Origin of the sequence: Georgenia sp. SUBG003 (assembly GCF_000715355.2) — a bacterium.
In the GTDB taxonomy this organism is placed as follows: domain Bacteria; phylum Actinomycetota; class Actinomycetes; order Actinomycetales; family Actinomycetaceae; genus Georgenia.
The window spans coordinates 2,012,816-2,036,028 of sequence record NZ_CP180204.1; the positions used below are offsets into that span (position 1 = coordinate 2,012,816).

Here is a 23,213-nt window from a genome sequence, read left to right on the forward strand (position 1 = left end):
GGCACGCTTGCAACTACTTGCAGTAACTTTCAGGCAACAGTTTCAAGTGGGTCGCGCACACCGTCGCGCGCTGTAGAAGAAAGCCAGGTCTGCCATGCAAGGGCGCACCAGACTGACCGACGTCGCCGAGCAGGCGGGCGTCAGCACCGCGACCGTCTCGCGCGTGCTCAACGACAAGCCGGGCGTCGCCGACGAGACACGGCGGGCCGTCCTGGCGGCGCTGGACATGCTCGGCTACGAGCGGCCGGACAAGCTCAGCGGTCGATCCGCCGGGCTCGTCGGGCTGGTCGTGCCGGAGCTCACCAACCCGGTCTTCCCCGCGTTCGCCCAGTCGATCGAGTCCGTCCTGTCGACGATGGGGCTGACGCCCCTGCTGTGCACACAGTCCCCGGGCGGCACCACGGAGGACCAGTACGTCGAGATGCTCCTGGAGCACGGCGTGGACGGCATCGTCTTCGTCTCCGGGCTGCACGCGGACACGAGCGCGGACCCGGCCCGCTACCAGCGCCTGCGGGAGCGCGGCGTGCCCTTCGTGCTCCTCAACGGCCACAACCCCGCGGTGGACGCGCCCTCGTTCTCCACCGACGACCGCGGCAGCATGGAGCTGGCCGTGCGGCACCTCGTCTCCCAGGGCCACCGCAGGATCGGCCTGGCCATCGGGCCCGAGCGCTTCGTTCCGGCCCACCGCAAGCGCGTGGGCTTCGAGGAGGCGATGGCGCAGTACGTCGAGGACGAGGAGCCCCGCGTGGTGCGCACGCTGTTCACCGTCGAGGGCGGCGTGGCCGCGGGCAGCGAGCTGCTCGAGGCGGGCTGCACCGCGGTCGTCTGCGGTTCCGACCTCATGGCGCTGGGCGTGGTGCGGGCGGCACGGGCGAACGGCCGGCGCGTCCCCGAGGAGCTCTCCGTCGTCGGGTACGACGACTCCCCGCTGATTCCCTTCACCCACCCCCCGCTGACCACGATCCGCCAGCCCGTCGCGGCCATGTGCCAGGCCGCGGTCACGACGCTGGTCGCGGAGATCGGCGGCTCGCAGGTCCCGCGCGGCGAGCTGATCTTCGTGCCGGAGCTCATCGTCCGTGGCTCCACCGACGCGGCGCCGCTGGCCTACTGAGCCGTGCGACGTACCTGCGCCGCCGGACCCCACGACGCCGTCGGCCGATGTGCGTCCGGGAGCCTGCCCGTGACACCCTGACGGGCGGCGTCCGCGCAGGCCGCGTCCCCACGCACGGCCGCCCGTGGCGCGGCGGCACGCGACCGGCGCAGGGCTGCCCGCGGCGCGGGGCACACCCCCCAGATCCGAGATCCGAGCACCACGTAGGAGAGAAGTGACCGTCCGTACCGAGCCAGGCTCCCTGACCGTCCACGCCCCGGCGCACGATCGCGACGAGGCGTGGTGGCGGCACGCGGTGATCTACCAGGTCTACCCGCGCTCGTTCGCCGACGGGAACGGCGACGGCATGGGCGACCTGCCCGGCATCACCGCCCGGCTCGACCACCTCGCCGCCCTCGGTGTCGACGCGCTGTGGCTCTCCCCGTTCTACCGCTCCCCGCAGAACGACGGCGGCTACGACGTCTCCGACTACCGCGACGTCGACCCGCGCTTCGGCACGCTCGCGGACGCGGACGCTCTTCTCGAGCGCGCCCCATGCCCTCGGGCTCCGGGTGATCGTGGATCTGGTGCCCAACCACACCTCCGACGAGCACGCCTGGTTCCGCGAGGCCCTCGCCGACGGACCGGCGAGCTCCGCGCGGGCCCGCTACATCTTCCGCGAGGGCGGCGGGGAGGTCGGCGAGGAGCCGCCGAACAACTGGGAGTCGATCTTCGGCGGCGCGGCGTGGACCCGGGTGTGCGACCGGGAGGACGCACCGGGCAGCCCGTGGGAGAACGACGGTCAGTGGTACCTGCACCTGTTCGACTCCAGCCAGCCCGACCTGAACTGGGAGAACCCGGAGGTGCGGGCGGAGATGGAGTCGGTCCTGCGCTTCTGGCTGGACCGGGGCGTGGACGGGTTCCGCGTCGACGTCGCCCACGGCCTGGTCAAGGCCGCGGGTCTGCCGGACTGGAGCGGGCACGTCATGATGGTCGCCGGCGCCGAGGAGCAGGGCGTCACCGCGCGCCGCCCCCACCCGCCGATGTTCGACCAGGACGGCGTCCACGAGATCTACCGCTCGTGGCGGCAGGTGCTCGACGGGTACCCCGGCGAGCGCATCCTCGTCGCCGAGGCGTGGGTGGACCCCCTCGAGCGCCTCGCCAGGTACGTGCGGGCGGACGAGATGCACCAGGCGTTCAACTTCGCCTTCCTCGTCTCCCCCTGGTCCGCGCCGCACCTGCGCGAGTGCGTCGAGGAGTCCTACCGCGTCAACGACGCCGTCGGTGCCCCCACCACGTGGGTGCTGTCCAACCACGACGTCGTCCGGCACGCCTCCCGCCTCGGCCTTCCCGAGACCGGCAAGGGCCCCAACGGGATCGGGGCCGAGGACGTCCAGCCCGACGCCGGGCTCGGCCTGCGGCGGGCCCGCGCCGCGTCCCTGCTCATGCTGGCCCTGCCTGGTTCCGCGTACCTGTACCAGGGCGAGGAGCTCGGGCTCCCCGAGCACACGTCGCTGCCCGACGACGCCCGCGAGGACCCGGCGTTCTTCCGGACCGGGGGCGCCGAGAAGGGGCGCGACGGGTGCCGCGTGCCGCTCCCGTGGGAGTCGGGTGCGCCGTCGTTCGGGTTCTCGGGGAACGGGGCAGGCCTGGCTGCCGCAGCCCGAGGGCTGGCACGCCCACGCCGCCGACGCCCAGGAGGGCGACCCGCTCTCCACCCTCGAGCTGTACCGCACCGCGCTGCGGCTGCGCGGCGAGCTCGGGCTCGGGCTCGGCTCGCTGGCGTGGGAGTCCGAGCACGCCGGCTCGCCGGCCGTGGTCGCCTTCGTCAACGCCGCCCCGGGGCGCGGGGACGTGCTGGTCCTGACGAATCTCGGCGAGGAGCCGGTCACGCTTCCGGCGGGCTGGGAGGTCGTGGTCTCCAGCGGCCCCACGGCGGACGATGGCGCAGCCGTGGCCGTTCCGCGGGACACCACCGTCTGGGCCCGCCGCTGAGGGCCGGCGGCCCCCCGAGCCGCGGGCCGAGAGCCGCAACGGGTCGCGCACCGGCGCCCGTGCCGAGGACCGCGCGGAGGTGCCGGACCGCGATGGCTGAACCCGCCGCGCCGGGGGTCGCCGCGAAGGCGATGGAGCCCACGCGGGACCTGGGTGCCACGCTGCCGGACCTGCTGGAGGTGCTGCTCAACAAGGGCGTGTACCTGGACCTCGACCTCATCATCACCGTCGCCGACATCCCGCTGATCGGGGTGAACCTCCGGGCCACGATCGCCGGGATCGAGACGATGCTCGAGTACGGGATGATGCGCTCCTGGGACGAGCAGACCCGGGAGTGGGTCAGGCGGTCCGTCTCCCGCCACGTCCCGCTCGCCGAGGACGAGGAGATCGTCATGCGGATGGCGGGCGGGCACCGTCAGGACGAGCCGCACGGCACCTGGCGCCCGGGCACGGTGTACCTGACCTCGCGCCGGCTGATCGTCTGGCGGGCCGACCCCAGGGAGGTGCTGTGGCAGGTGCGCCTGGAGGACGTCGCCGGCGCGACCTGCGCACGGAACGCAGCATCGGCGGTGAGGACCGCGTCCGGCTCGTCGTCACGACCGAGGCAGGGACCGCCACCCTCTCCGCCGCGGCGCCGGAGCGGCTCCTCGGCATGCTGCGCGAGCAGGGCCTCGGACCCGCCGCGCCGGCGCTGAACCCCGCCCCTGACGCCCCGGCGCTCGAGGCGAGCGTCTGGTACCGGGAGCAGCTCGCGACCGGACCCGTGTGGCGGGGCGGGACCGCCGTCGTCGACCGGGCCGGGGGAGTGGCGTGGACGGGGACGCTCGACCGGCGCCCCGCCGTCCGGCTGCGCCAGGAGGAGGTGCTGGCGGTCGACGTCGAGCGGGACCGCACGCCCGTCGGCTCCTCCGTCGTGGTGGTCCGCACTCTCGACGGAGACGTGCGGCTGGCCGTCCAGGATCCGCGGCCCTGGGTCCGCGAGCTCACGCGCGCCTCGGGCGACCGGCGTCCCGAGCTGTCCGCGGGTGCAGGAGGGAAGCCATGACCCTGAAGATCGACGAGAAGAGCCTGAAGAACGGGGTGCTCACCCTCGTCATCACGCTGGTCGAGGTGATCGAGGAGGCACTCGAGAGCCAGGCGATCCGCAGGATCGAGGGCGGCGAGCTGACCGACGAGGAGCAGGAGCGCCTCGGCCAGGCGCTCCTCGACCTTGACGACGCCCTCGAGCAGATCAAGCAGGACCACGGGCTGACTACCTCGGTGTCGGACCTCCGGCGCGGACTCGACGACGTCGTGAACGAGGTCGTCGACAAGCTCGTCAACCCGGCGAGGTGGGTCGAGGAGGCCCGGAAGGAGGACGCGTGACGGGGGGCCTCTACGTCTACGCGGTGGTGGCCGGGAAGCCGGCCGAGCTCGGCACCGGCATCGACGGCGCCGCCCTGGAGGTGGTGGCCGGTCCCGGCGACCTCGCCGCCGTCGTCCACCGGCATGCGGCCGGCCCGTACGAGGGTGCCGACGACGACGTCAGGCGGTGGGTGGTCGAGCACAGCGACGTCGTCGAGCGGGTCTGGGAGAGCACGGGCGCGGTGCTGCCCATGAGCTTCAACGTCATCGTCGCCGAGGGGGAGGAGACGCCGGCCCGTTCCCGGCTCGAGGGGTGGCTCACCGCCGGCGGGCGACTGCTGCGCGAACGGCTCGACGCCCTGGAGAACCGGGTCGAGCTGCGGGTCGAGATCGGTCTGGACCAGCACCGGGTGGCCGAGCGGCACCCGGACGTGGTGGCGATGCGGGAGGACCTCGAGACGCGTCCGCCAGGGGTCCGCCGTCTGCTGGGCAAGCGGCTGGACCAGCTGGAGCGAGAGGTCACGGACGCGCTCGCGGACGACCTGTACCAGCAGTACCGGCGCCGGCTCGCCGCCGTGTCCGAGGAGCTCAGCGAGAACCGCAGCGCACGCCCGGGGGAAGGTGTGGTGCCCGTCCTCACGGTGTCCCTGCTCGTCCCGCGGGACGCGATCCCCGCGGTGGGGCAGGAGCTCGCCGCGGTGCAGGACGAGGAGCCCGCGGCAGTGATCCGTTACCTCGGCCCGTGGCCCCCCTACTCCTTCGCCGACGTGCCGGGGCTGGCCGGGCCGACACCGACGTGACCACGCTCACGCGGTCCGCGGTTGGTCCCGCGTCGGCAGTCACGATAGAGTCTTTCTCGGCCCAAGCGGCCATGCGCCCGTAGCTCAATGGATAGAGCATCTGACTACGGATCAGAAGGTTGGGGGTTCGAGTCCCTCCGGGCGCACAGGACGAAGGCCCGGAACCGCAACGGTTCCGGGCCTTTCTCGTTCCTTCCGCCCGCGCCGGGTGGGCAGGTCGGTACCCACGCTCAGTTGCGTGACGCCTCCGCCGACCCGGATGCACTCCGCCCTCAGCGCTCGCCGGAGCAGACCTCCCGTTCTAGCCTGGTTGCTCCCTGCTTCACCCACCTACCGTGCTAGGGAGCGAACGATGGCCGACCAGGACGCGCACAGGTACGACACCCGCAAGGAACTGCTCCGTGCGCTCCTGGACAAGGTGCAGGAGGACCGGTACCCCTCCGCCACGATGCTCGACACCATCGAGTCGTTGCTCGAGCCGCGCGAGGTGCCCTGGTACGCCGAGGAGCTCCTGTCCCGCGTCCGCGAGGACAAGTTCCCGAGCATCGACATGATCCGCCGGGTCGAGAACCTCATCTGACGCCGCGCGGGCTCGCCGGGGCGCAGGCCCCGGCGAGGTCGCGCAGCACCGTCACGCGCCGGGCTGGTGGGGTCGCCGAGGTCCGAGCGCCCGCCAGATGAGGTAGCCGCCCGCGCCGATCAGGACGAGGAAGTTCGCCATGGTGATCGCCTCGTCGGCGCCCAGGGCGGTGAGGACGCCGATCACGGCGAGGCCGGCGGCCACGAACGCCGGCCACCTCATGCGGGCGCCGGGCAGCACGGTGAGCAGCCCGAACGTCACGGCCAGCCCGAGGAAGAAGACCGATCCCGAAGCGGTCTCGCTCGCCGTCCCGTCCAGCATGCCGGTCACCGCCAGTGTCACCAGCGCACCACCCGGGATGACCGCCCACCACAGCTCGTGCGAGCGCACGTACACCGCCCAGAACCCCAGGCCCCCGAGGCCGAGCAGCAACGCTCCACCTCGGTCGTCCTCGGCTCCGGCGATCTGCTCCCAGGCCATGACGGCGGACAGGCCGAAGAGCCAGCCCGCCGGGATGGCCGCCCACCAGTGCTGCGGCTGCGTGAGGAAGACGTACAGGAAGCCGGCCCCCGCCACCCCGAACACGACGGTCCAGAGCGCCCAGGCGTCGGGCAGCACGTCCAGGTAGTCGAGCATGAGGAGCACACCGGCGAGCAGCAGCAGCACGCCCCACACGATGTTCGAGGGCGTCCCCCGTCGGACCGTTCCCGGGGTCCGCTCCGTGTCCTGCAGCCCCATCGCCACCACTTCCTCTCGACCGGCCGGGGAAGGTCCCGGCTCGCCTGCGAGGGCTGCTGCCATCGTCGCAACGGCTGGGAGGCACCGACAGGGGCCAACGTCCCGGAGATGGACAGAGGCCGAGGTCCCGGAGCAGGGCAGCCCCCGACCATGGTCGGCGGTGGCGGCCTACCGGCGGCGGCCCGCCGCACCCGCAGCGGGGCCGGCGGAGAAGAACATCGACAGGCCGACGCAGTAGCCGAAGTCGTACCAGTTGCCGTTGTTGGCGACCTCGTAGATGGTCACGTCGTCGTCGAACAGCGACACGATGAACGTCACGGGCAGGATCAGGCCGTGCCAGAGCCCCGACCAGAACCCGGCCTCGCCCGGGCCGGCAGCGGGGTTGGGGCCGGCCGCGCAGCCCGCGAGGAGGACGGCCAGCCCGACCAGAGCGGGGAGGTAGGTCCATCGCCGTCGTCGCGCCGAACGGGGCCGGGCGGATTCTCGCGAAGGCATCTCGGTCCTTCCCTGCGGCGCACGCCGCTGGTCGAGGCCCCCGGAGGATGCCCCGAGCATACGGCGGCCGCCTCCCTGCGGGGCCGCCGTCGAGGAGCGCGTTCGCCGGACGCCGATCCGCTGACCGGCGGGTCACCCGGTGCGACGCTGGGATCGGGCGGGAACGCCGGGGACGCGGGGACGCGACCCGAAGCTGCTCGGTGCGGTCCAGGAGGTGGCCATGCAGGCGTGGGTGGTGGAACGTCCGGGGCCGGTCGCCGGCGGGCCGCTGCGATGGGTCGAGCTGCCGGATCCGGTGCCCGGCCCGGGGGAGGTGCGCATCACGGTCGAGGCGTGCGGGGTGTGCCGCACCGACCTCCATCTCGCCGAGGGGGACCTCGTTCCTCGCCGGCCGCGCACGGTCCCCGGCCACGAGATCGTCGGCCGCGTGGACGCCGTCGGCCCCGGGTGCGAGCGGCTGGCCGTCGGGGACCGGGTGGGCGTCGCCTGGCTGCGGGCGGGGCGCCGGGCAGGCCCTGGCGAGCGCCGCCGCGGCGCTCGACGCCGTGCCCGTCCTCGTCGGTGAGGGGGAGGGGATCGGCTCGAACTCCTTCGTCGTCTCCGGCGAGCACACCGCGAGCGGCAAGCCGCTGCTGGCCAACGATCCCCACCTCGCCCTCGACGCGCCGAACCTGTGGTATCAGGTCGGCCTGCACTGCACGGGCGAGGGGGAGGACTGCACCTTCGACGTCGCCGGGTTCTCCTTCTCCGGGCTCCCGGGCGTGGTCATCGGCCATAACGACCAGCTCGCCTGGGGCCTGACCAACCTGGGCGCCGACGTCATCGACTTCACCCTGGAGCGCCTCTACGACGACGGCACCTACCTGCGCGACGGCGCACGGGTCCCGCTCCAGACGCGCCGGGAGACCATCGAGGTCAACGGTGCCGAGCCGGTCGTCACGACCGTGACGACGACGGAGCACGGTCCGATCGTCTCCGAGGTCCTCGCCGACACCGGCGTGGCCGGCAGCGTCCCGGTGCCCGAGGGGGCGCCGCCCGCAGGATTCTCCGGCTACGCCGTCGCGCTGCAGTGGACGGCCCTGACGCCGGGGCGCACCGCGACGCGGTCTTCGCCATCAACCGCGCCCACGACGCCGAGGACATCGCCGCCGCCGCGGCCCTCCTCGAGGTGCCCGCCCAGAACATCGTCTTCGCCACGGCCGACGGCGACATCGGGTACCAGGCGCCCGGCCGGATCCCGGTGCGCGCGGCCGTGCCCGGCTCCCCGGTGCCCTCCGACGGCTCCTGGCCGCGCCCGGGCTGGGACTCCCGGTACGACTGGCAGGGCTTCGTCGCCCCCGAGGACATGCCCCGGGTGCTCAACCCCGCCGAGGGGTTCGTCTCCGCCGCCAACCAGGCCGTGACACCGGCCGGCGAGGGCCCCTTCCTCACCACCGACTGGGACGCCGGGTTCCGCAGCCAGCGGATCCGCTTCCTGCTCGAGCAGAAGATCGCGGACGGCGACGCGCTCGACGTCGAGGACATGAACGAGATCATGCTCGACGACGCCAGCCCGTTCGGCCCCGCGGTCCTGCCGGCCCTGCTCAGCGTCGACGTCGACGACCCGTTCGTCGAGGAGGCCGTCGACCTGCTGCGCGAGTGGTCCGCGGAGGGCTTCCCCACGGACGCCTCCTCGGCCGGCGCCGCCTACTTCAACGCCGTGTGGACCAGCGTGCTCGACCTGACCTTCACCGACGACCTGCCGGCCTCCCAGGCCCCCGACGGCGGAGCCCGGTGGCTCATGGTGGTCCAGCGCCTGCTCGAGGACCCGCAGGACCCGTGGTGGGACGACCGCACCACGGTGAACATCGTCGAGGGCCGCGACGAGATCCTGCGCCAGGCGCTCGTGCTCGCCCGCCAGCAGCTGACCAACACCATGGGCAAGGACCCGGCGGGCTGGGAGTGGGGCAAGCTGCACCGGTTCGCGCCGGAGCACCCGGTGCTCGGCGGGGAGGGCGTGCCGACGCTCGTGCGCCGGGTGTTCAACCCGGGCGCGGTGGAGGTGGCCGGCGGGTCCTCGATCGTCGACGCGACGTCGTTCAGCACCGCGGCCTCGGACGACCTGGGCCGGCCCGACTTCACCGTGACCGCGGGGCCGTCCATGCGCATGGTGGTCGACATGGGCGACCTGGACCGCTCGACGTGGGTGACGACGTCCGGCGCGTCCGGCCACCCGGGCTCGGACCACTACACCGACCAGGTCGACGCGTGGGCCGCCGGGGAGACGTTCCCGTGGCCCTTCAGCCGAGAGGCGGTCGAGGAGGCCGGCTCCGTGACGCTGACGCTCCGGCCGCCGGAGTGACCGCGGCGGAGCCACGGTGACCCGCGCCGGGGACCGTCCGGGTGGGGAGCGTCGCGTCGGGAAGGGCGACCGGTGCGGCCGGTCTCAGAGCTCGGTGGGCTGCGCGGACGGGCTGCGCACGGCGTTCGCCTGACCCGCCAGCGCCTCGTTCTGGAAGCGGGACCCCGACAGGAGGAACCAGCGCTCGGGCGTGATGACCGCGGGGACCGCCACGTCGTGGGCGTCCGCGGGCAGCAGCACGTCGGCGACGAGCTCCTCGTCGAAGACCATCCCGAAGACCTGGGTGCCGGGGCGGGCGAGCTTGAGCACCCGGTCGTACCAGCCGCCGCCCTGACCCAGCCGCGTGCCCACCGCGTCGATCGCCAGGGCGGGGGCGACGACGACGTCCGCCTCGGCGATCGTCTCGCCGGGCAGGACGGGCCCGGACGGCTCGGGCGGGCGGCCCGGTGCGCGCACGGCGAGGTCGTCGGCGCCCCGGTACTCGCCCCACTCGCGGTTCAGGCCCGGCCCGAGCACGGGCAGGAGCACCCGTGTGCCCCGCTCCCGCAGGGCCTCGAGCAGCGGCAGGGAGTCCGGCTCGTCGGAGCGGGAGACGTACGCGGCGACGCACCGGGCGTCCCCGACCGCCTCGAGACCGTTGACGGCGAGGACCTTGCCGGCGCGGACGCGCTCGCTCTCGGGACGCTGGGCGCGCGCCTCCCGGACGATGAGGCGGAGCACCTGCTTCGCGTCCTCTGTCTCGTAGCCGTCCGTCCTTGGAAGCGCGAGCTGCGTGCGGTGCATGGTCCGAGTGTCGCAGCCGCGTCGCGTCGAAACCACCGGTTCCACAGGTTTCGGCCGGCGCGTTCGTCCGTTTCGCCCATCGCGGAAGGCGGCGTGCCGCCCGCCGCCGGACGGCCCCGCGACGCCGTGGCCGTTAGCCTCGGGCTATGTCAGCACACGAGAACGCGCCCGTCGCACGGGTCCGCAAGGCCGTCGTGCCGGTCGCCGGCCTGGGAACCCGCTTCGCCCCCGCCACCAAGGCGATCCCCAAGGAGATGCTTCCGGTCGTGGACCGGCCGGCGATCGAGTACGTCGTCGAGGAGGTCGCCCAGTCGGGCATCGACGACGTCCTCCTGGTCACCGGCCGGGGCAAGGGGGCCATCGAGGACCACTTCGACGCCGCCCCCGAGCTGGAGGGCGCTCTCGAGCGCAAGGGGGACGCCGCCCGTCTCGCCTCGGTGCGCCGCTCCAGCGAGCTCGCGCACGTCCACTTCGTGCGCCAGGGCGAGCCGAAGGGCCTCGGCCACGCCGTGCTGCAGGGCAAGGACCACGTGGGCGACGAGCCCTTCGCCGTCCTCCTCGGGGACGACCTCATCGACGCCCGCGACACCCTCCTGACCGACATGATCGCCGTCCAGCAGCGCCTCGGCGGCTCGGTCATCGCTCTGCTCGAGGTGGACCCCGGGCAGATCAACCTCTACGGCGCCGCGGCCGTGGAGCCCACGGACACGGCCGTCGGCACGCTCGGCGAGGGTGACGTCGTCCGGGTGACGGAGCTCGTCGAGAAGCCCCCGGTGGACGAGGCGCCGTCGAACCTCGCCGTCATCGGCCGCTACGTGCTCCACCCCGCCGTCTTCCGCGTGCTGGAGGAGACCGGGCCCGGGCGCGGCGGCGAGATCCAGCTCACCGACGCGCTGCAGACCCTCGCCCGCACGGACGCGGCCGAGGGCGGCGGCGTCCACGGCGTCGTCTTCCGCGGCCGCCGCTACGACACCGGGGACAAGCTCGACTACCTCAAGGCCGTGGTCCAGCTCGCCGCGGACCGCGAGGACATCGGGACGGACTTCTCCGCGTGGCTGGAGTCCTACGTGCACGGCCGGCGGGTCGAGCTCGGCTCCACCCCCGCGGCCGGCCCCGAGGCGACGGAGCCGCACGCGCCCGCCCGGCCGTGAGGACCGTCCAGGAGCACCTCACGGCGTGCCTCGCGGCCGTGGGGCCGCTCCCGCCGCTCGAGGTGGTGCTGCCGGACGCCGTCGGCTGCATCCTCGCCGAGGACGTGCTGGCGCCGTCGGACCTGCCCGTCGCGGACCTGGCCGCCACCGACGGCTACGCCGTTCGTGCCGCCGACGTCGCGGGTGCCCGGCCGGACGAGCCGGTGACCCTGCGGGTCATCGACGAGATCCGCGCCGGCGCGGTGGACCCCATCCACCTCGTGCCCGGCACCGCGGTGCGGATCGCGTCCGGCGCGCCGCTGCCCACGGCGGCCGACGCCGTCGTGCCGGTCGAGCAGACCGACTTCGGGCAGGCCACGGTCGCCGTGCGGACCGCCGCCGTGGAGGGGGGAGAACGTGCGCCGGCGCGCGGAGGACCTGCGCGCTGTCGTGCGGAGGGGCCACAGGGCCAAGGTGGATCCAAGAGTTCCGGGCCATGTGAGGACGACCAGACTCACCCACAACAGAGCATGAAAAAAAAAAAAGTGGCGGGCCCCAGCATCGCCGGGATCCCGCCACTCTCTGCTGTGCGCGAGGGGGGAGTTGAACCCCCCACGCCCTTTCGGGCACACGGACCTGAACCGTGCGCGTCTGCCTATTCCGCCACTCGCGCTCGCTCGGACAGCGAACGAAACGTTAGCACGCACGCCGGTCCGTCACCGAACCCTTCCGCCGCTCCGGCGCCGTGATCCTGCACACCCCGGCGGCGCGCCTCGCCCGTCCTGGCGCGGCGGACCGACGTGCCGTGCCCGCGCGCCGCCGGCCCAATACGGCTGTTCACAGCCCGCCTCGTTAGGATCGACGTGCCGGACCTGTGCGCCGGTGCCGGGCGGCTGCCCGGCGAGCGACACCGGACGGCCAGTCCGGGGGACGGACCACCGGACCGCACGGTCCGGGTGAAGGAGCCGGTGCAGACCGGACACGATCCGGGCCGCGACCCGCCCCGGGGAAGGAGGTGCGCGATGGGCGTCCTCGACCGTTTCGAGAAGGGCGTGGAGCACGTCGTCAGCGCCGCGTTCGCCAAGGCGTTCCGCAGCGAGGTCAAACCCGTGGAGATCGCCTCTGCCGTTCGTCGCGAGATGGACGACCGCGCCGCGGCCGTCTCCCGCGGGCGCACCGTGGTGCCGAACGAGTTCGTCGTCGAGCTGTCCCCGACCGACCTCGAGCAGGTCGAGCAGTGGGGCTCGGACGCCCTCGCCGACGAGATGGTCGGCGCCGCCACCGAGCACGCCTCCTCCCAGCGCTACTCCTTCGTCGGCCCCGTCGAGGTCCGCTTCGCCCAGGACGAGTCCCTGACCACCGGGCGGTTCGCGGTGCGCTCGGCCACCCGCCGCGGCGCCGTCGCCCCCCGCCACCTCCGCGGTCGCCTCCTCGCGCCACCCGATCATCGACATCGACGGGCAGCGCTACCTCCTCACTGGACCGGTCACCGTCATCGGCCGCGGCAGCGAGGCGGACATCGTGGTGGACGACTCCGGCGTCTCCCGCCGGCACCTCGAGATCCGCGTGACCCCGGCGGGCGTCATCGCCACAGACCTCGGCTCCACCAACGGCACCTTCGTCGAGGGCCACCGCGTCGACGCCGCCACGCTCGTCGACGGCAACACCATCACGGTGGGACGGACCCGGGTCATGTTCTGGACCGGCGCCGACGAACCCGACGACGGCGGCAGGTGACGCTTGAGCGAGCTCGTCGTCACCCTGCTGCGGTTCGGCTTCCTCGTCCTGCTGTGGCTGTTCGTCCTCGCCGCGCTGGGGGTCCTCCGCAAGGACGTCTTCGGCACCCGCGTCACCGCGCGAGGGCCCGGCCGGGGCCGGCCCACCCGCCGCACGACGCCGGAGCAGCGGCCCGCGCGCCCGGCCCGCAACGCGCCGAGCCGTCTCGTCGTGACCCAGGGCCCGCTCGCGGGGACCACCATCCCGCTCGGCCCGTCGGCGGTCCTGGTCGGCCGCGCGCCCGCCTGCACGCTCGTGCTCGACGACGACTACTCCTCCAACCGGCACGCCCGCTTCTTCCCCAAGGACAGCGCCTGGTGGGTGGAGGACCTCGGTTCCACCAACGGCACCGTGGTCGCCGGCGACCGCATCACCGAGCCCGTGCAGGTGCCGCCCGGCATCCCGGTCCGCATCGGCCAGACTCTCATCGAGCTGCGCCGGTGAGCCCCGTGTCCGTCCAGCTGCGCTTCGCCGCCCGCTCCGACGTCGGCCTCGTCCGCGCCTCGAACCAGGACTCGGGCTACGCCGGCCCGCACCTGCTGGTGCTCGCCGACGGCATGGGGGGCCCGGCCGGCGGCGACATCGCCTCCTCGGTCGCCGTCGCCCACCTCGCCGAGCTCGACGACGCCCACAGCGCCGACGACCTCCTCGACCTCCTGCGCTCCGCCGTCGGCGCCGCGCACGACGAGCTCATCCAGCGCTCGGAGGCCGATCCGGACCTCGCCGGGCTGGGCACCACCTGCATCGCGGTGCTTCGCGCCGGGAACAAGCTCGCCATGGTGCACATCGGCGACTCCCGCGCCTACCTGCTGCGCGGCGGCGAGCTCACCCAGGTCACGACCGACCACACCTTCGTGCAGTACCTGGTCTCCACCGGGCGCCTCACCCCCGAGCAGGCCGAGCGGCACCCGCAGCGCAACGTCATCCTGCGTGCCCTCGGCGACAACGACAGCGAGGTCCAGCTCGACGAGTCCCTCCGCGAGGCGCTGCCCGGGGACCGCTGGCTGCTGGCGTCGGACGGGCTGTTCGGCGTCGTCTCCCACGAGACCATCGCCGAGACGCTCCTGACCGTCACCGACCCCGGCGAGTGCGCCGACGACCTCATCCACCTCGCCCTGCGCGCCGGCGGCCCGGACAACGTCACGTGCGTCGTCGCCGACGTGGTGACGGACGGCTCCCCGGACAACTCGCCGCAGGTGGTGGGCGCCGCGGCCAAGGACCGGCTGCGCGCCACGCGCGGGGGGAGGCGGGGCCGCGGCCAGGGCGGCCGCCCTGACGAACGGCGCCCGGCCGCCGTCGCCCGTCATCCCCGAGGACGACGACGATCCCGGCCCCTCCCGCGCGCGGCGGTGGGTGGGGCGCGTCGTCGCGACGATCCTCGTGCTGGGCACGCTCGTCGGGCTGGGCTACGCGGGCTACTCGTGGACCCAGACCCAGTACTACGTCTCCCCCGTACGGCGACTACGTCGCCATCTACCGCGGCATCCCGCAGGAGGTGGGTCCCGTCCGGCTGGCGAGCCTGCACGAGCGCACCGACCTGCGCGTCGACGCGCTCACGCCCGTCGCGCAGGACCGCCTGACGAGTCCCATCACCCGTTCGTCGCTCGCGGACGCGGAGGAGATCGTCGCGAACCTGCGCGAGTCGCTCGCCGAGCCGGCCCCGGCGGCGGAACCCTCCGAGTCCCCGACGGCGCCCGCCTCGCCGTCGCCGTCGACGACGGAGCCCGCCTGATGGCCATCGTCACCCAGCAGCGGGCGCGGACCGGACGGGGCGCCGAGCTGGCGCTGCTCGGCCTCGCCCTCGTGCTCGTCGTCGGCGCCTACGCGCAGGTCTCGCTCGCCGTCACAGGTGAGCTGCCCGCGAACCTCGCCACCCGCGCGGGCGGACTGGCCGCGCTCGCCCTCCTCGCCCACATGCTCGTGAGGTGGCGGGCGCCCTACGCCGATCCCGTGCTGCTGCCGATCGTGGTGGCCCTGAACGGCATCGGACTGACGATGATCTACCGCATCGACCTGGCCTCCACGGCCCGCGGCGGTGACGGCGGCGACGCGGACCGGCAGCTGATGTGGACCCTCGTGGGGGTCGCCGCCGCCGTCGCGGTGCTGTGGTTCCTGCGCGACCACCGGCTCCTGCGCCGCTACACGTACACCGCCATGGTGGTGGGCCTGGTGCTGCTCGTGCTCCCGCTCGTGCCCGGTCTCGGCGTGAGCATCAACGGCGCCCGGATCTGGATCAGTCTCCTCGGCATGTCCTTCCAGCCCGCCGAGCTGGGGAAGATCGTGCTCGCGGTCTTCTTCGCCGGCTACCTGGTGACCAACCGCGACACGCTCGCCCTGGCGGGCCCGAAGGTGCTCGGCCTGCAGCTGCCCAGGGCCCGCGACCTCGGCCCGATCATGCTCGCCTGGGGCGTCTCGCTCGCCGTCCTCGTCCTCGAGCGCGACCTGGGCACCTCGCTGCTGTTCTTCGGGTTGTTCGTCGCCATGCTCTACGTGGCCACCGAGCGCCTGAGCTGGGTCCTCATCGGCCTCGCGCTGTTCGCCGGCGGCGCCGTGGTCGCGGGCGCGCTGTTCCCGCACGTCGGCGCGCGGTTCGACGTCTGGCTCCACGCGCTCGAGCCGGAGATCTACAACCGCAGCCCCGGCGGCTCCGGCCAGGTGGTCCAAGGCCTGTTCGGCATGGCGTCCGGCGGCCTGACCGGCACCGGATGGGGCTACGGGTACCCGCAGCTCGTCCCGTACGCGAACTCCGACTTCATCGTCGCCTCGCTCGGCGAGGAGCTCGGCCTGACGGGCATGCTCGCCATCCTCCTCCTCTACCTGGTGCTCGCGCAGCGCGGCATGCGGGCCGCGATCGGCGTGCGCGACGGGTTCGGCAAGCTGCTCGCCTCCGGCCTGGCCTTCGTGCTGGCGTTCCAGGTGTTCGTCGTGGTCGGCGGGGTCACCCGGCTGATCCCGCTCACCGGCCTGACCACGCCGTTCCTCGCGCTCGGCGGTTCCTCGCTCGTCTCGAACTGGATCATCGTCGCCCTGCTCCTGCGCATCTCCGACGCAGCCCGGCGGCCCGCCCCGCCCGAGCCGGAACCCGCTCCCGAGGACGCCGGCCCGGCCGCCCCGCTCGAGGTCGGCGACGGTGGACGCCGCGGTCCCGACCCCACCGACGGGCAGGAGACGGAGGTGGTGCGCCTGTGAACCAGCCGATCCGCCGCCTCGCGACCGTCGTCGCCCTGATGTTCCTCGCCCTCATGGTCTCGGCGACGTCCGTGCAGTTCTTCCAGGCCGGGGCGCTCAACACCGACTCCCGCAACGTGCGCACCGTCTACCGCGAGTACGGCCGCGACCGCGGCCCGATCGTGGTGGCCGGCGAGTCGGTGGCCACGTCGACCCCGGTCGACGACGTGTACGGCTACCAGCGCTCGTACTCCCCGGGACAGCTCTACGCGCACACCACCGGCTACTTCTCCACGGCGTTCAACCGCCTGACCGGCCTGGAGCAGACGGAGAACGAGGTCCTGAACGGCACCTCCAGCTCCCTGCTGCTGCAGCGGATCCAGACCCTCGTGACCGGCCAGCAGCCCCAGGGCGGCGCCGTCGAGCTGACCCTCGACCCGGCCGCGCAGCAGGCGGCCGCCGCCGCGCTCGGGGACCGCAAGGGCGCCGTCGTCGCCCTCGACCCCGGGACCGGGGCGATCCTCGCCATGGTCTCCAGCCCCAGCTTCGACCCCAACTCCCTCGCGACCCACGACCGCGAGGAGGCCGAGGCCGCCTGGACCGCCCTGAACGAGGACCCGGACAAGCCGCTGGTCAACCGCGCCATCGGGGGCGACCAGTACGCGCCGGGCTCGGTGTTCAAGGTCATCACCGCCGCCGCCGCGCTCGAGGCCGACCAGGGCACCACCCCGGACACCCTCGTGCCCGGGCCCACCGAGCTGTCCCTGCCGCAGACGAGCCACATCATCCAGAACCCGCTCCAGCGCGCGTGCGGCGACGGCTCCGGCGAGGTCCCGCTGATCATCGCCTTCCGGCAGTCCTGCAACACCACCTTCGCCCAGCTGGCGATGGACATGGGCGAGGAGACGCTGCGCGCCCAGGCCGAGGCGTTCGGATTCGGCGAGCCGCTGGAGGTCCCGCTCAAGGTCACCCCGTCCCGTTTCCCGGACGAGCCCTCGCCGCCGCAGCTGGCGATGAGCGGCATCGGGCAGTCGGACGTGCGGGTCACGCCCATGCAGATGGCGATGGTCGCTGCGGCGGTCGCGAACGACGGCGTGCAGATGCAGCCGTTCCTCGTGGCCCGCGAGCTGTCGCCGGACCTCGAGGTCGTCGGCACGACCGAGCCGCGGGAGCTGCGCGAGTCCGTCACCCCGGAGACGGCGGACAAGCTGACCGAGATGATGGTCGAGGTGGTCGCGAACGGCACCGGGACAGCCGCGCAGATCCCCGGCGTGCAGGTGGCCGGCAAGACCGGCACGGCGGAGATCTCCGCCGACGTCTCGCCCCACGCCTGGTTCCTCGGCTTCGCCGGCGCGGAGGATCCCGAGGTCGCGGTCGCCGTCGTCGTCGAGAACGGCGGCGACGGCGGCACGAACGCCGGGCCCGTGGCCCGCGCGGTCATGGAGGCGGTGCTCCGGTGAGGGCCGGAACCCCGATGGAGCCACGCGCCGGCCTGGTGCTCGGCGGGCGGTACGAGCTGACCACGCTCATCGCCGTCGGCGGCATGGGCGAGGTGTGGCAGGCGCTGGACCGCCGGCTCGGGCGGACCGTCGCCGCCAAGGTGCTGCGCCCGGAGCTGGTGGGCGACGAGCTGTTCCTCGCCCGGCTGCGCACCGAGGCGCGCAACACGGCGGGCCTGCAGCACCAGAACCTCGCGATGCTGCTCGACCACGGCGAGCAGGAGGGCTCCGGCTACCTCGTCATGGAGCTGGTCCTGGGCGAGACGCTCGCCGACCGGCTCGACCGCCGGGGCACCCTACCCGCCTCGGAGCTGGTGCCGCTGCTCGTCCAGGCCTGCCGCGGGCTGCACGCTGCGCACACCGCCGGGGTCGTGCACCGCGACGTCAAGCCGGCGAACCTCATCATCACCGCCGACGGCACGGTCAAGCTCACCGACTTCGGCATCTCCCTCGGCGCGAACCAGGCGCCCATGACCTCCGCCGGCATGGTGATGGGCACCGCCCAGTACCTCCCGCCCGAGCAGGCGATGGGCCGGGCGGCCACGGCCGCGGGTGACGTGTACGCCCTCGGTGTCGTGGCGTACGAGTGCCTCGCCGGGCACCGGCCGTTCACCGGCACGAGTCAGGTGGACATCGCGTTCGCCCACGTCAACCAGCCGCTGCCGCCGCTGCCCGCGAGCGTGCCGGCGCCGGTGGCCGCCGTCGTCGAGCGGATGCTGGCCAAGGACCCAGCCGGACGCCCTGCGAGCGCCCTGGTGTGCGCCCGCGAGCTCGAGGCCGCCCTGCACGCGACGAGCCCGCGGGGTCTGCGCGACTACGCCCCGGGCGCCCACCGGATCGAAGCTCGTCGCGACCGTCGACGACGTGGCCTACGTCGACGACTCCAAGGCGACCAACGCCCACGCCGCCGCCGCGTCCCTCGGCGCGCTGCCGGCCGGCACGGTCGTGTGGATCGCCGGCGGCCTCGCCAAGGGCGCGACGTTCGACGAGCTGGTGAGCGCACAGCGCGAGCGGCTGCGCGCCGTCGTCCTCATCGGCACCGACCGTGAGCCCCTGCGGAGCGCCCTGGCACGACACGCGGCCGACGTCCCGGTGATCGAGGTCGTCCCTGGTGAGGATGGGGACGTGATGACGCGGGCGGTCGCCGAGGCGGGCGCGGCTCGCCCGGCCGGGCGGACACCGTGCTGATGGCCCCTGCCTGCGCCTCGATGGACCAGTTCCGCAGCTACGCCGAGCGCGGCGACGCCTTCGCCCGCGCGGCGCGCTCCCTGGGAGGGCGCAGATGAGCACGGTCGACGGCGTGCGGCGTCGTCCCCCGCACCGCGGCCGCGCGGCCGGCGGTGCGCCCCGCAGGACGCAGCAGCACGCGCACCGGCCAGCGGGCCGAGAGCCGCGAGATCGCCGCCCTGAGCTACTACCTGGTGGCCGGCTCCGCCCTGCTCCTGCTGGCCCTCGGCATCGTCATGGTGCTCTCCGCCTCGACCATCTCCTCCATCCGGGACAACGACGGCAACCCGTACGCGGAGTTCCTCGGCCAGGCCAAGTTCGTCATCATCGGCCTGCCCCTGGCGCTCGGCGCGTCCCGGATTCCCGTCGCCTGGTACAAGCGGCTGGCCTGGCCGGCGCTCGGCGGTGCGCTGCTGCTGCAGATGCTGATCTTCACGCCGCTCGGTCGCGGGGAGAACGGCAACCTCAACTGGATCTACGTCCCCGGCGTGAACCAGACCCTGCAGCCTTCCGAGTTCCTCAAGCTCGGCCTGGCCCTGTGGCTCGGCCTCGTGCTCGCGCGCAAGGCCGCGCTGCTGCACGACTGGAAGCACGTCCTGGTCCCGGCGGGCATCGGCTCGCTCGCGGCGGTCGGACTCGTGCTCGCCGGCCACGACATGGGCACCGTGCTGGTGATGGTCGCCCTCGTCGTCGGTGCGTTCTTCGTCGCCGGGCTGCCCATGAAGTGGTTCGCCGTCTCCGGCGTCCTCGGCGCGGGCGTGGCCGCCGCCCTGGTCCTGTCCTCGACCAGCCGGACGACGCGCGTGATGTCCTTCCTCGGCCTGGCCGAGGCGGACCCCTCCGGCGCCGGCTTCCAGACCCGGCACGGGCTGTGGGGCCTCGGCACCGGCGGCCTGTCGGGTGTCGGGCTGGGCGCGTCACGCGAGAAGTGGTCCTACCTGCCCGAGGCCCACAACGACTTCATCTTCGCGATCATCGGCGAGGAGCTGGGTCTGCTCGGCACGCTGCTCGTCCTCGGCCTGTTCGGCGGGCTCGCCGTCGGCATGTTCCGGATCGTGCGCCGCCACCCGGACCCGTTCGTCCAGATCGCCACGTCCGCGGTCGCGTCGTGGATCCTCGCCCAGGCGCTGGTCAACATCGGCGTCGTCATCGGGCTCCTGCCGGTCATCGGCGTACCGCTGCCGCTGGTCTCCGCCGGCGGCTCCGCGATGATCTCCACGCTCATGGCGGTCGGGGTCCTGCTCTCGTTCGCCCGGTCGGAGCCGGGCGCCGCACAGGCCCTCGCCACCCGCAAGGGCGTCGTGCGACGTTCCCTCGCCGTCGTCCCGGGGCGGTCCCGCCGTGGCTGAGCCGCTGCGCGTCCTCCTCGCCGGCGGCGGCACCGCGGGGCACGTCAACCCGCTGCTCGCCACCGCCGCCGAGCTGCGTGCCGGCGACGGCGCCGAGGTCACCGTGCTGGGGACCGAGGCGGGGCTGGAACGCACCCTGGTACCCGAGGCGGGGTACCCGCTGCGCATCGTCGAGCGCGTGCCGTTGCCGCGCCGTCCCTCCGCCGACCTGCTGCGCCTGCCCGGGCGTCTCGCCGGGGCCGTGCGCGCCGCCGAGGCGGCGATCGCCGAGAGTCGCGCCCAGGCGGTGGCACTGGCCGACGTCGTGCGCGCGGGAGAGCTGGACCGGCTGCGGGTGTGCGCCGGCGACGACTGCGAGGACCTCGTGGTCGACCTGTCCCGCAACCGCTCGCGCCGGTTCTGCGAGGGCGGCTGCGCGAACCGCGCGCACGTGGCGGCCTACCGAGCCCGGCGCGCGGATCGCTGACCCCGGGTGCGCGCGACCGGCCGCCAGGTGGGGTGCCGGCCGGACCTGTGACACGCGCGGCGGCGAGGACCATCATGGGACTGTCCACGACGGTGTGACGGACGGGAGGCGGTCCGGATGGAGCTGTCCAGGCGGGCGGGGGCGGCGCGCGAGGACATCCGCGGCCTGACCGACTACTTCACGTCGATGCGGTCCATGGACGGCCGCCCCGACGTCCTCGACCTCACCTTCGGCAACCCGCACGAGATGCCGCTCGAGGGGCTCGTCGCCGCACTGCGGACCAGTGTCGAGCCCCGCACCGTGGACTGGTTCGCGTACAAGTCCAGCGAGCGCGCTCCGCGCGAGACCGTCGCGACGGCCCTCGCGGCAGAGCTCGGTCTGCCGTTCGAGGCCGAGGACGTGCAGATGACCCAGGGCGCGTTCGGTGCCATCGCCCTCGCCCTGCGGCTCGTGGGCGACGCCGGCGACGAGGTCGTGATCCCGCAGCCGGCCTGGCCCTGCTACCCGTCGATGCTGCGGGCCGCCGACATGGTGCCGGTGCGGGCGGCGCTGCGGCCGGACACCTTCGGCCTCGACGTGGAGGCGATCGACCGGGCGATCTCTCCCCGCACACGGATCGTCCTGGTGAACTCCCCCGCCAACCCCACCGGCCGGGTGTACCGGCGCGACGAGCTGGAGGCGCTGGCCGCGGTGCTCGAGCAGGCGTCCAGCCGGAACGGCCGGCGGGTCTGGCTGCTCTCGGACGAGCCGTACCGGCGCATCCGGTTCGACGGCACTCCCTTCGTCAGCCCGGCCGCCTGCTATCCGTGGACGTTGATCGACTACAGCTACGGCAAGGTGCTCCTGGCACCCGGCCAGCGCCTCGGCTACCTGGCACTCTCCCCGACGATGCCGCCGGTGGAGCGGGAGTCGCTCAGGGCCGCCGCGCTGCCGCTGCAGCTGGCGCTGGGCTGGACGTTCCCCGACGCCGTCATGCAGTACGCGGTCCCGGCCCTGGAGACGGTGTCGATCGACCTGGCGGAGCTGACCCGGAAGCGCGACCGGATGCTGGCCGCGCTCCAGGGTGCGGGCTACCGGGTCACGCGCCCCGAGGGCACCTTCTACCTCTGGAGCGCCGCCCCGGGCGGCGACGGGGACGCGTACGCGGCCGCCCTCGCGCAGCATGGGGTGTACGTGCTGTCCGGACGGTTGTTCGGCGCGCCCGGGCACTTCCGGATCAGCCTGACCGCGACCATGGACACCGTCGAGCGGGCGCTTCCCGCCATGCTGGGCGTGGCCGCGCGGGCCGGCGTGCCTACACCTCCAGCCTGAGGGCCTGGCGCCAGGTGAGCGCGGTGCCGCCCTGCAGCACCGCGCGCTGGTAGACCCGCTCCCCCCAGCCGCACCAGCAGGTAGGCCGTGACGGCGGTGACCGCCAGCGAGACCACCGGCTCCCACATCGGCACCTCCCCGCCCAGCATGCGCACGGGCATCGCCACGGAGGAGACCACCGGGACGTAGGACGCCACCGTCAGCAGCGTGCCGGTGGCGAACATGCCCGCGAAGGTCGCCACCATGATCACGCCCATGATGGGGCCGGTGTTGGACTGCAGGTCCTCGCTGCGGCTGGCCAGCGAGCCGAGCACGGCGAACACGGCGGCGAGCGCCACGAACCCCACGACGAAGAACACGACGAACCATCCGGAGGCGCCCAGGATCCACCCGATGTCGCCGGCGGTCCCGGAGACGTTCAGGCCGATCAGGCCGACGAGGGCGTAGAGCGCGATCTGGGCGAGCGCCAGCACGGAGTTGCCGATGACCTTGCCGTACAGCAGCTGGCGGATCGGGATCGCGGTGGCCAGGATCTCCACGACGCGGTTCTGCTTCTCCTCCAGCACGGACTGGGCGATGGCCATGCCGAACACGATCGCGGCCATGTAGAAGAGGAACGCGAACACGAACCCGACGACGCGCTGCATGGTGGCCCTGTCGGCGTCGCCCTCGAGGAGCTCGGTGGTCACGGCGGAGCCGGCGGTCAGCTCCGCCGTCGTCGTCCCGGCGGCCTGGGCGTTCGTCTCGAGCACCGCGGCGGCCACCGCCTCGCTGAGGGCGCGCTCGAGACCGGAGTCGACCTCGGTGTCACCGACGATGGTCCACCCGTCGCCCGTGCCGAGGAGCGCGGCGTCGACGTCCCCGGCCGCCACGGCGTCACGCGCCTCGGCCTCGTCGTCGTACTCGGTGGCCTCGACGGTGTCCCCGGAGTCGTCGGCGGAGACGATCTCGTCGGCCGCGGCGGCGATCTGGCCGCCGGTGGCGTCGACGACCGCGAGCGTGTGGTCCGTCGTGCGGGTGTTCAGGTAGGCCGAGACCCCGATGCCGACGGAGATCATCGCCACGGTGAGAAGCGTCGAGATCAGGAAGTTCCGGTCGCGGACCTTGACCATCACCTCACG

Annotated in this window: 20 protein-coding genes, 2 tRNA genes and 5 pseudogenes; 22 read left to right on the forward strand and 5 right to left on the reverse strand. The window is 73.6% G+C overall.

Annotation, left to right across the window (positions count from 1 at the left end):
- The first annotated feature begins 94 nt into the window (after nt 1-94).
- The 8 genes and pseudogenes from DA06_RS09915 (at nt 95) to DA06_RS09950 (ending at nt 5,809) form a co-directional block, all read left to right on the forward strand.
- Complete coding sequence (locus DA06_RS09915; protein WP_043499555.1) at nt 95-1,111, forward strand: LacI family DNA-binding transcriptional regulator; 1,017 nt, start codon at nt 95-97, stop codon at nt 1,109-1,111.
- Between the two features lie 346 nt (nt 1,112-1,457).
- Nucleotides 1,458-3,085: pseudogene (locus DA06_RS09920) on the forward strand (alpha-amylase family glycosyl hydrolase).
- A gap of 131 nt (nt 3,086-3,216) precedes the next feature.
- Nucleotides 3,217-3,780, forward strand: a complete 564-nt coding sequence (locus DA06_RS09925) for a gas vesicle protein (protein ID WP_418607965.1) — start codon at nt 3,217-3,219, stop codon at nt 3,778-3,780.
- The gene (locus tag DA06_RS09930) at nt 3,738-4,130 is read left to right on the forward strand and encodes a hypothetical protein (protein ID WP_043499558.1); all 393 of its coding nucleotides are present in this window, start codon (nt 3,738-3,740) and stop codon (nt 4,128-4,130) included. The genes DA06_RS09925 and DA06_RS09930 overlap by 43 nt, the downstream gene beginning before the upstream one ends.
- Nucleotides 4,127-4,450: a gas vesicle protein K gene (locus DA06_RS09935; RefSeq protein ID WP_043499560.1), complete on the forward strand. Its 324-nt coding sequence runs from the start codon at nt 4,127-4,129 to the stop codon at nt 4,448-4,450. Before DA06_RS09930 ends, DA06_RS09935 begins: the two co-directional genes overlap by 4 nt.
- Nucleotides 4,447-5,229, forward strand: a complete 783-nt coding sequence (locus DA06_RS09940) for a GvpL/GvpF family gas vesicle protein (protein ID WP_043499562.1) — start codon at nt 4,447-4,449, stop codon at nt 5,227-5,229. The genes DA06_RS09935 and DA06_RS09940 overlap by 4 nt, the downstream gene beginning before the upstream one ends.
- A 73-nt stretch (nt 5,230-5,302) precedes the next feature.
- Nucleotides 5,303-5,375, forward strand: a tRNA-Arg gene (locus tag DA06_RS09945).
- Nucleotides 5,376-5,581: 206 nt separating this feature from the next.
- Nucleotides 5,582-5,809, forward strand: a complete 228-nt coding sequence (locus DA06_RS09950; RefSeq protein WP_043499564.1) for a hypothetical protein — start codon at nt 5,582-5,584, stop codon at nt 5,807-5,809.
- 51 nt (nt 5,810-5,860) lie between these two features.
- Here the strand turns inward: DA06_RS09950 and DA06_RS09955 are convergent, their stop codons facing one another.
- Together DA06_RS09955 and DA06_RS09960 are read right to left on the reverse strand one after the other, a co-directional pair.
- A complete protein-coding gene (locus tag DA06_RS09955; protein WP_418607573.1) occupies nt 5,861-6,547 on the reverse strand; it encodes a hypothetical protein in 687 nt (228 codons plus the stop codon).
- A 168-nt stretch (nt 6,548-6,715) separates the two neighbouring features.
- Complete coding sequence (locus DA06_RS09960) at nt 6,716-7,042, reverse strand: hypothetical protein (protein WP_418607574.1); 327 nt, start codon at nt 7,040-7,042, stop codon at nt 6,716-6,718.
- Between the two features lie 139 nt (nt 7,043-7,181).
- Between DA06_RS09960 and DA06_RS09965 the strand changes: the two genes are divergently transcribed.
- Both DA06_RS09965 and DA06_RS09970 read left to right on the forward strand, forming a co-directional pair.
- Nucleotides 7,182-7,607 (forward strand): alcohol dehydrogenase catalytic domain-containing protein, encoded by a 426-nt coding sequence (locus DA06_RS09965; protein WP_418607576.1) that lies wholly within the window; start codon nt 7,182-7,184, stop codon nt 7,605-7,607.
- Nucleotides 7,558-9,383: pseudogene (locus DA06_RS09970) on the forward strand (penicillin acylase family protein). Before DA06_RS09965 ends, DA06_RS09970 begins: the two are co-directional and overlap by 50 nt.
- Nucleotides 9,384-9,467: 84 nt before the next feature.
- Here the strand turns inward: DA06_RS09970 and DA06_RS09975 are convergent.
- Nucleotides 9,468-10,166: a 5-formyltetrahydrofolate cyclo-ligase gene (locus tag DA06_RS09975; protein WP_052436606.1), complete on the reverse strand. Its 699-nt coding sequence runs from the start codon at nt 10,164-10,166 to the stop codon at nt 9,468-9,470.
- Nucleotides 10,167-10,312: 146 nt separating this feature from the next.
- On the opposite strand from DA06_RS09975, the gene DA06_RS09980 reads away from it, so the two are divergent.
- Together DA06_RS09980 and DA06_RS09985 are read left to right on the forward strand one after the other, a co-directional pair.
- Complete coding sequence (locus DA06_RS09980) at nt 10,313-11,317, forward strand: UTP--glucose-1-phosphate uridylyltransferase (RefSeq protein WP_418607578.1); 1,005 nt, start codon at nt 10,313-10,315, stop codon at nt 11,315-11,317.
- Between the two features lie 62 nt (nt 11,318-11,379).
- A pseudogene (locus tag DA06_RS09985) lies at nt 11,380-11,658 on the forward strand (molybdopterin molybdenumtransferase MoeA); the annotation flags it as partial.
- 226 nt (nt 11,659-11,884) lie between these two features.
- Here DA06_RS09985 and DA06_RS09990 read toward each other — a convergent pair.
- A tRNA-Leu gene (locus DA06_RS09990) sits at nt 11,885-11,969 on the reverse strand.
- A gap of 349 nt (nt 11,970-12,318) precedes the next feature.
- Here DA06_RS09990 and DA06_RS09995 point away from each other — a divergent pair.
- From DA06_RS09995 to DA06_RS10040, 10 genes and pseudogenes are all read left to right on the forward strand, one after another.
- Nucleotides 12,319-13,033: pseudogene (locus DA06_RS09995) on the forward strand (FhaA domain-containing protein).
- 3 nt (nt 13,034-13,036) lie between these two features.
- Nucleotides 13,037-13,516, forward strand: a complete 480-nt coding sequence (locus DA06_RS10000) for an FHA domain-containing protein FhaB/FipA (protein ID WP_043499585.1) — start codon at nt 13,037-13,039, stop codon at nt 13,514-13,516.
- Entirely contained in the window at nt 13,513-14,652 is a 1,140-nt protein-coding gene (locus DA06_RS10005; RefSeq protein ID WP_418607579.1) for a PP2C family protein-serine/threonine phosphatase, read from the forward strand. Before DA06_RS10000 ends, DA06_RS10005 begins: the two co-directional genes overlap by 4 nt.
- 151 nt (nt 14,653-14,803) lie before the next feature.
- On the forward strand, nt 14,804-16,261 hold the full coding sequence (locus DA06_RS10010) for an FtsW/RodA/SpoVE family cell cycle protein (RefSeq protein ID WP_418607581.1): 1,458 nt from the start codon (nt 14,804-14,806) through the stop codon (nt 16,259-16,261).
- A complete protein-coding gene (locus DA06_RS10015) occupies nt 16,258-17,700 on the forward strand; it encodes a peptidoglycan D,D-transpeptidase FtsI family protein (protein WP_043499590.1) in 1,443 nt (480 codons plus the stop codon). The genes DA06_RS10010 and DA06_RS10015 overlap by 4 nt, the downstream gene beginning before the upstream one ends.
- Before the next feature lie 14 nt (nt 17,701-17,714).
- Nucleotides 17,715-18,788, forward strand: coding sequence for a serine/threonine-protein kinase (locus DA06_RS10020; RefSeq protein WP_418607583.1), 1,074 nt, complete (start codon nt 17,715-17,717; stop codon nt 18,786-18,788).
- Complete coding sequence (locus DA06_RS10025; RefSeq protein WP_418607585.1) at nt 18,733-18,927, forward strand: hypothetical protein; 195 nt, start codon at nt 18,733-18,735, stop codon at nt 18,925-18,927. Before DA06_RS10020 ends, DA06_RS10025 begins: the two co-directional genes overlap by 56 nt.
- Before the next feature lie 152 nt (nt 18,928-19,079).
- The gene (locus tag DA06_RS10030) at nt 19,080-20,315 is read left to right on the forward strand and encodes a peptidoglycan glycosyltransferase FtsW (RefSeq protein WP_052436607.1); all 1,236 of its coding nucleotides are present in this window, start codon (nt 19,080-19,082) and stop codon (nt 20,313-20,315) included.
- Nucleotides 20,308-20,781 (forward strand): CGNR zinc finger domain-containing protein, encoded by a 474-nt coding sequence (locus tag DA06_RS10035; protein WP_418607586.1) that lies wholly within the window; start codon nt 20,308-20,310, stop codon nt 20,779-20,781. Before DA06_RS10030 ends, DA06_RS10035 begins: the two co-directional genes overlap by 8 nt.
- Before the next feature lie 117 nt (nt 20,782-20,898).
- Nucleotides 20,899-22,092 (forward strand): aminotransferase class I/II-fold pyridoxal phosphate-dependent enzyme, encoded by a 1,194-nt coding sequence (locus DA06_RS10040; protein WP_043499611.1) that lies wholly within the window; start codon nt 20,899-20,901, stop codon nt 22,090-22,092.
- A 134-nt stretch (nt 22,093-22,226) separates the two neighbouring features.
- On the opposite strand, the pseudogene DA06_RS10045 reads toward DA06_RS10040, so the two are convergent.
- Nucleotides 22,227-23,204, reverse strand: a pseudogene (locus DA06_RS10045) (ABC transporter permease); the annotation flags it as partial.
- Nucleotides 23,205-23,213: the final 9 nt, after the last annotated feature.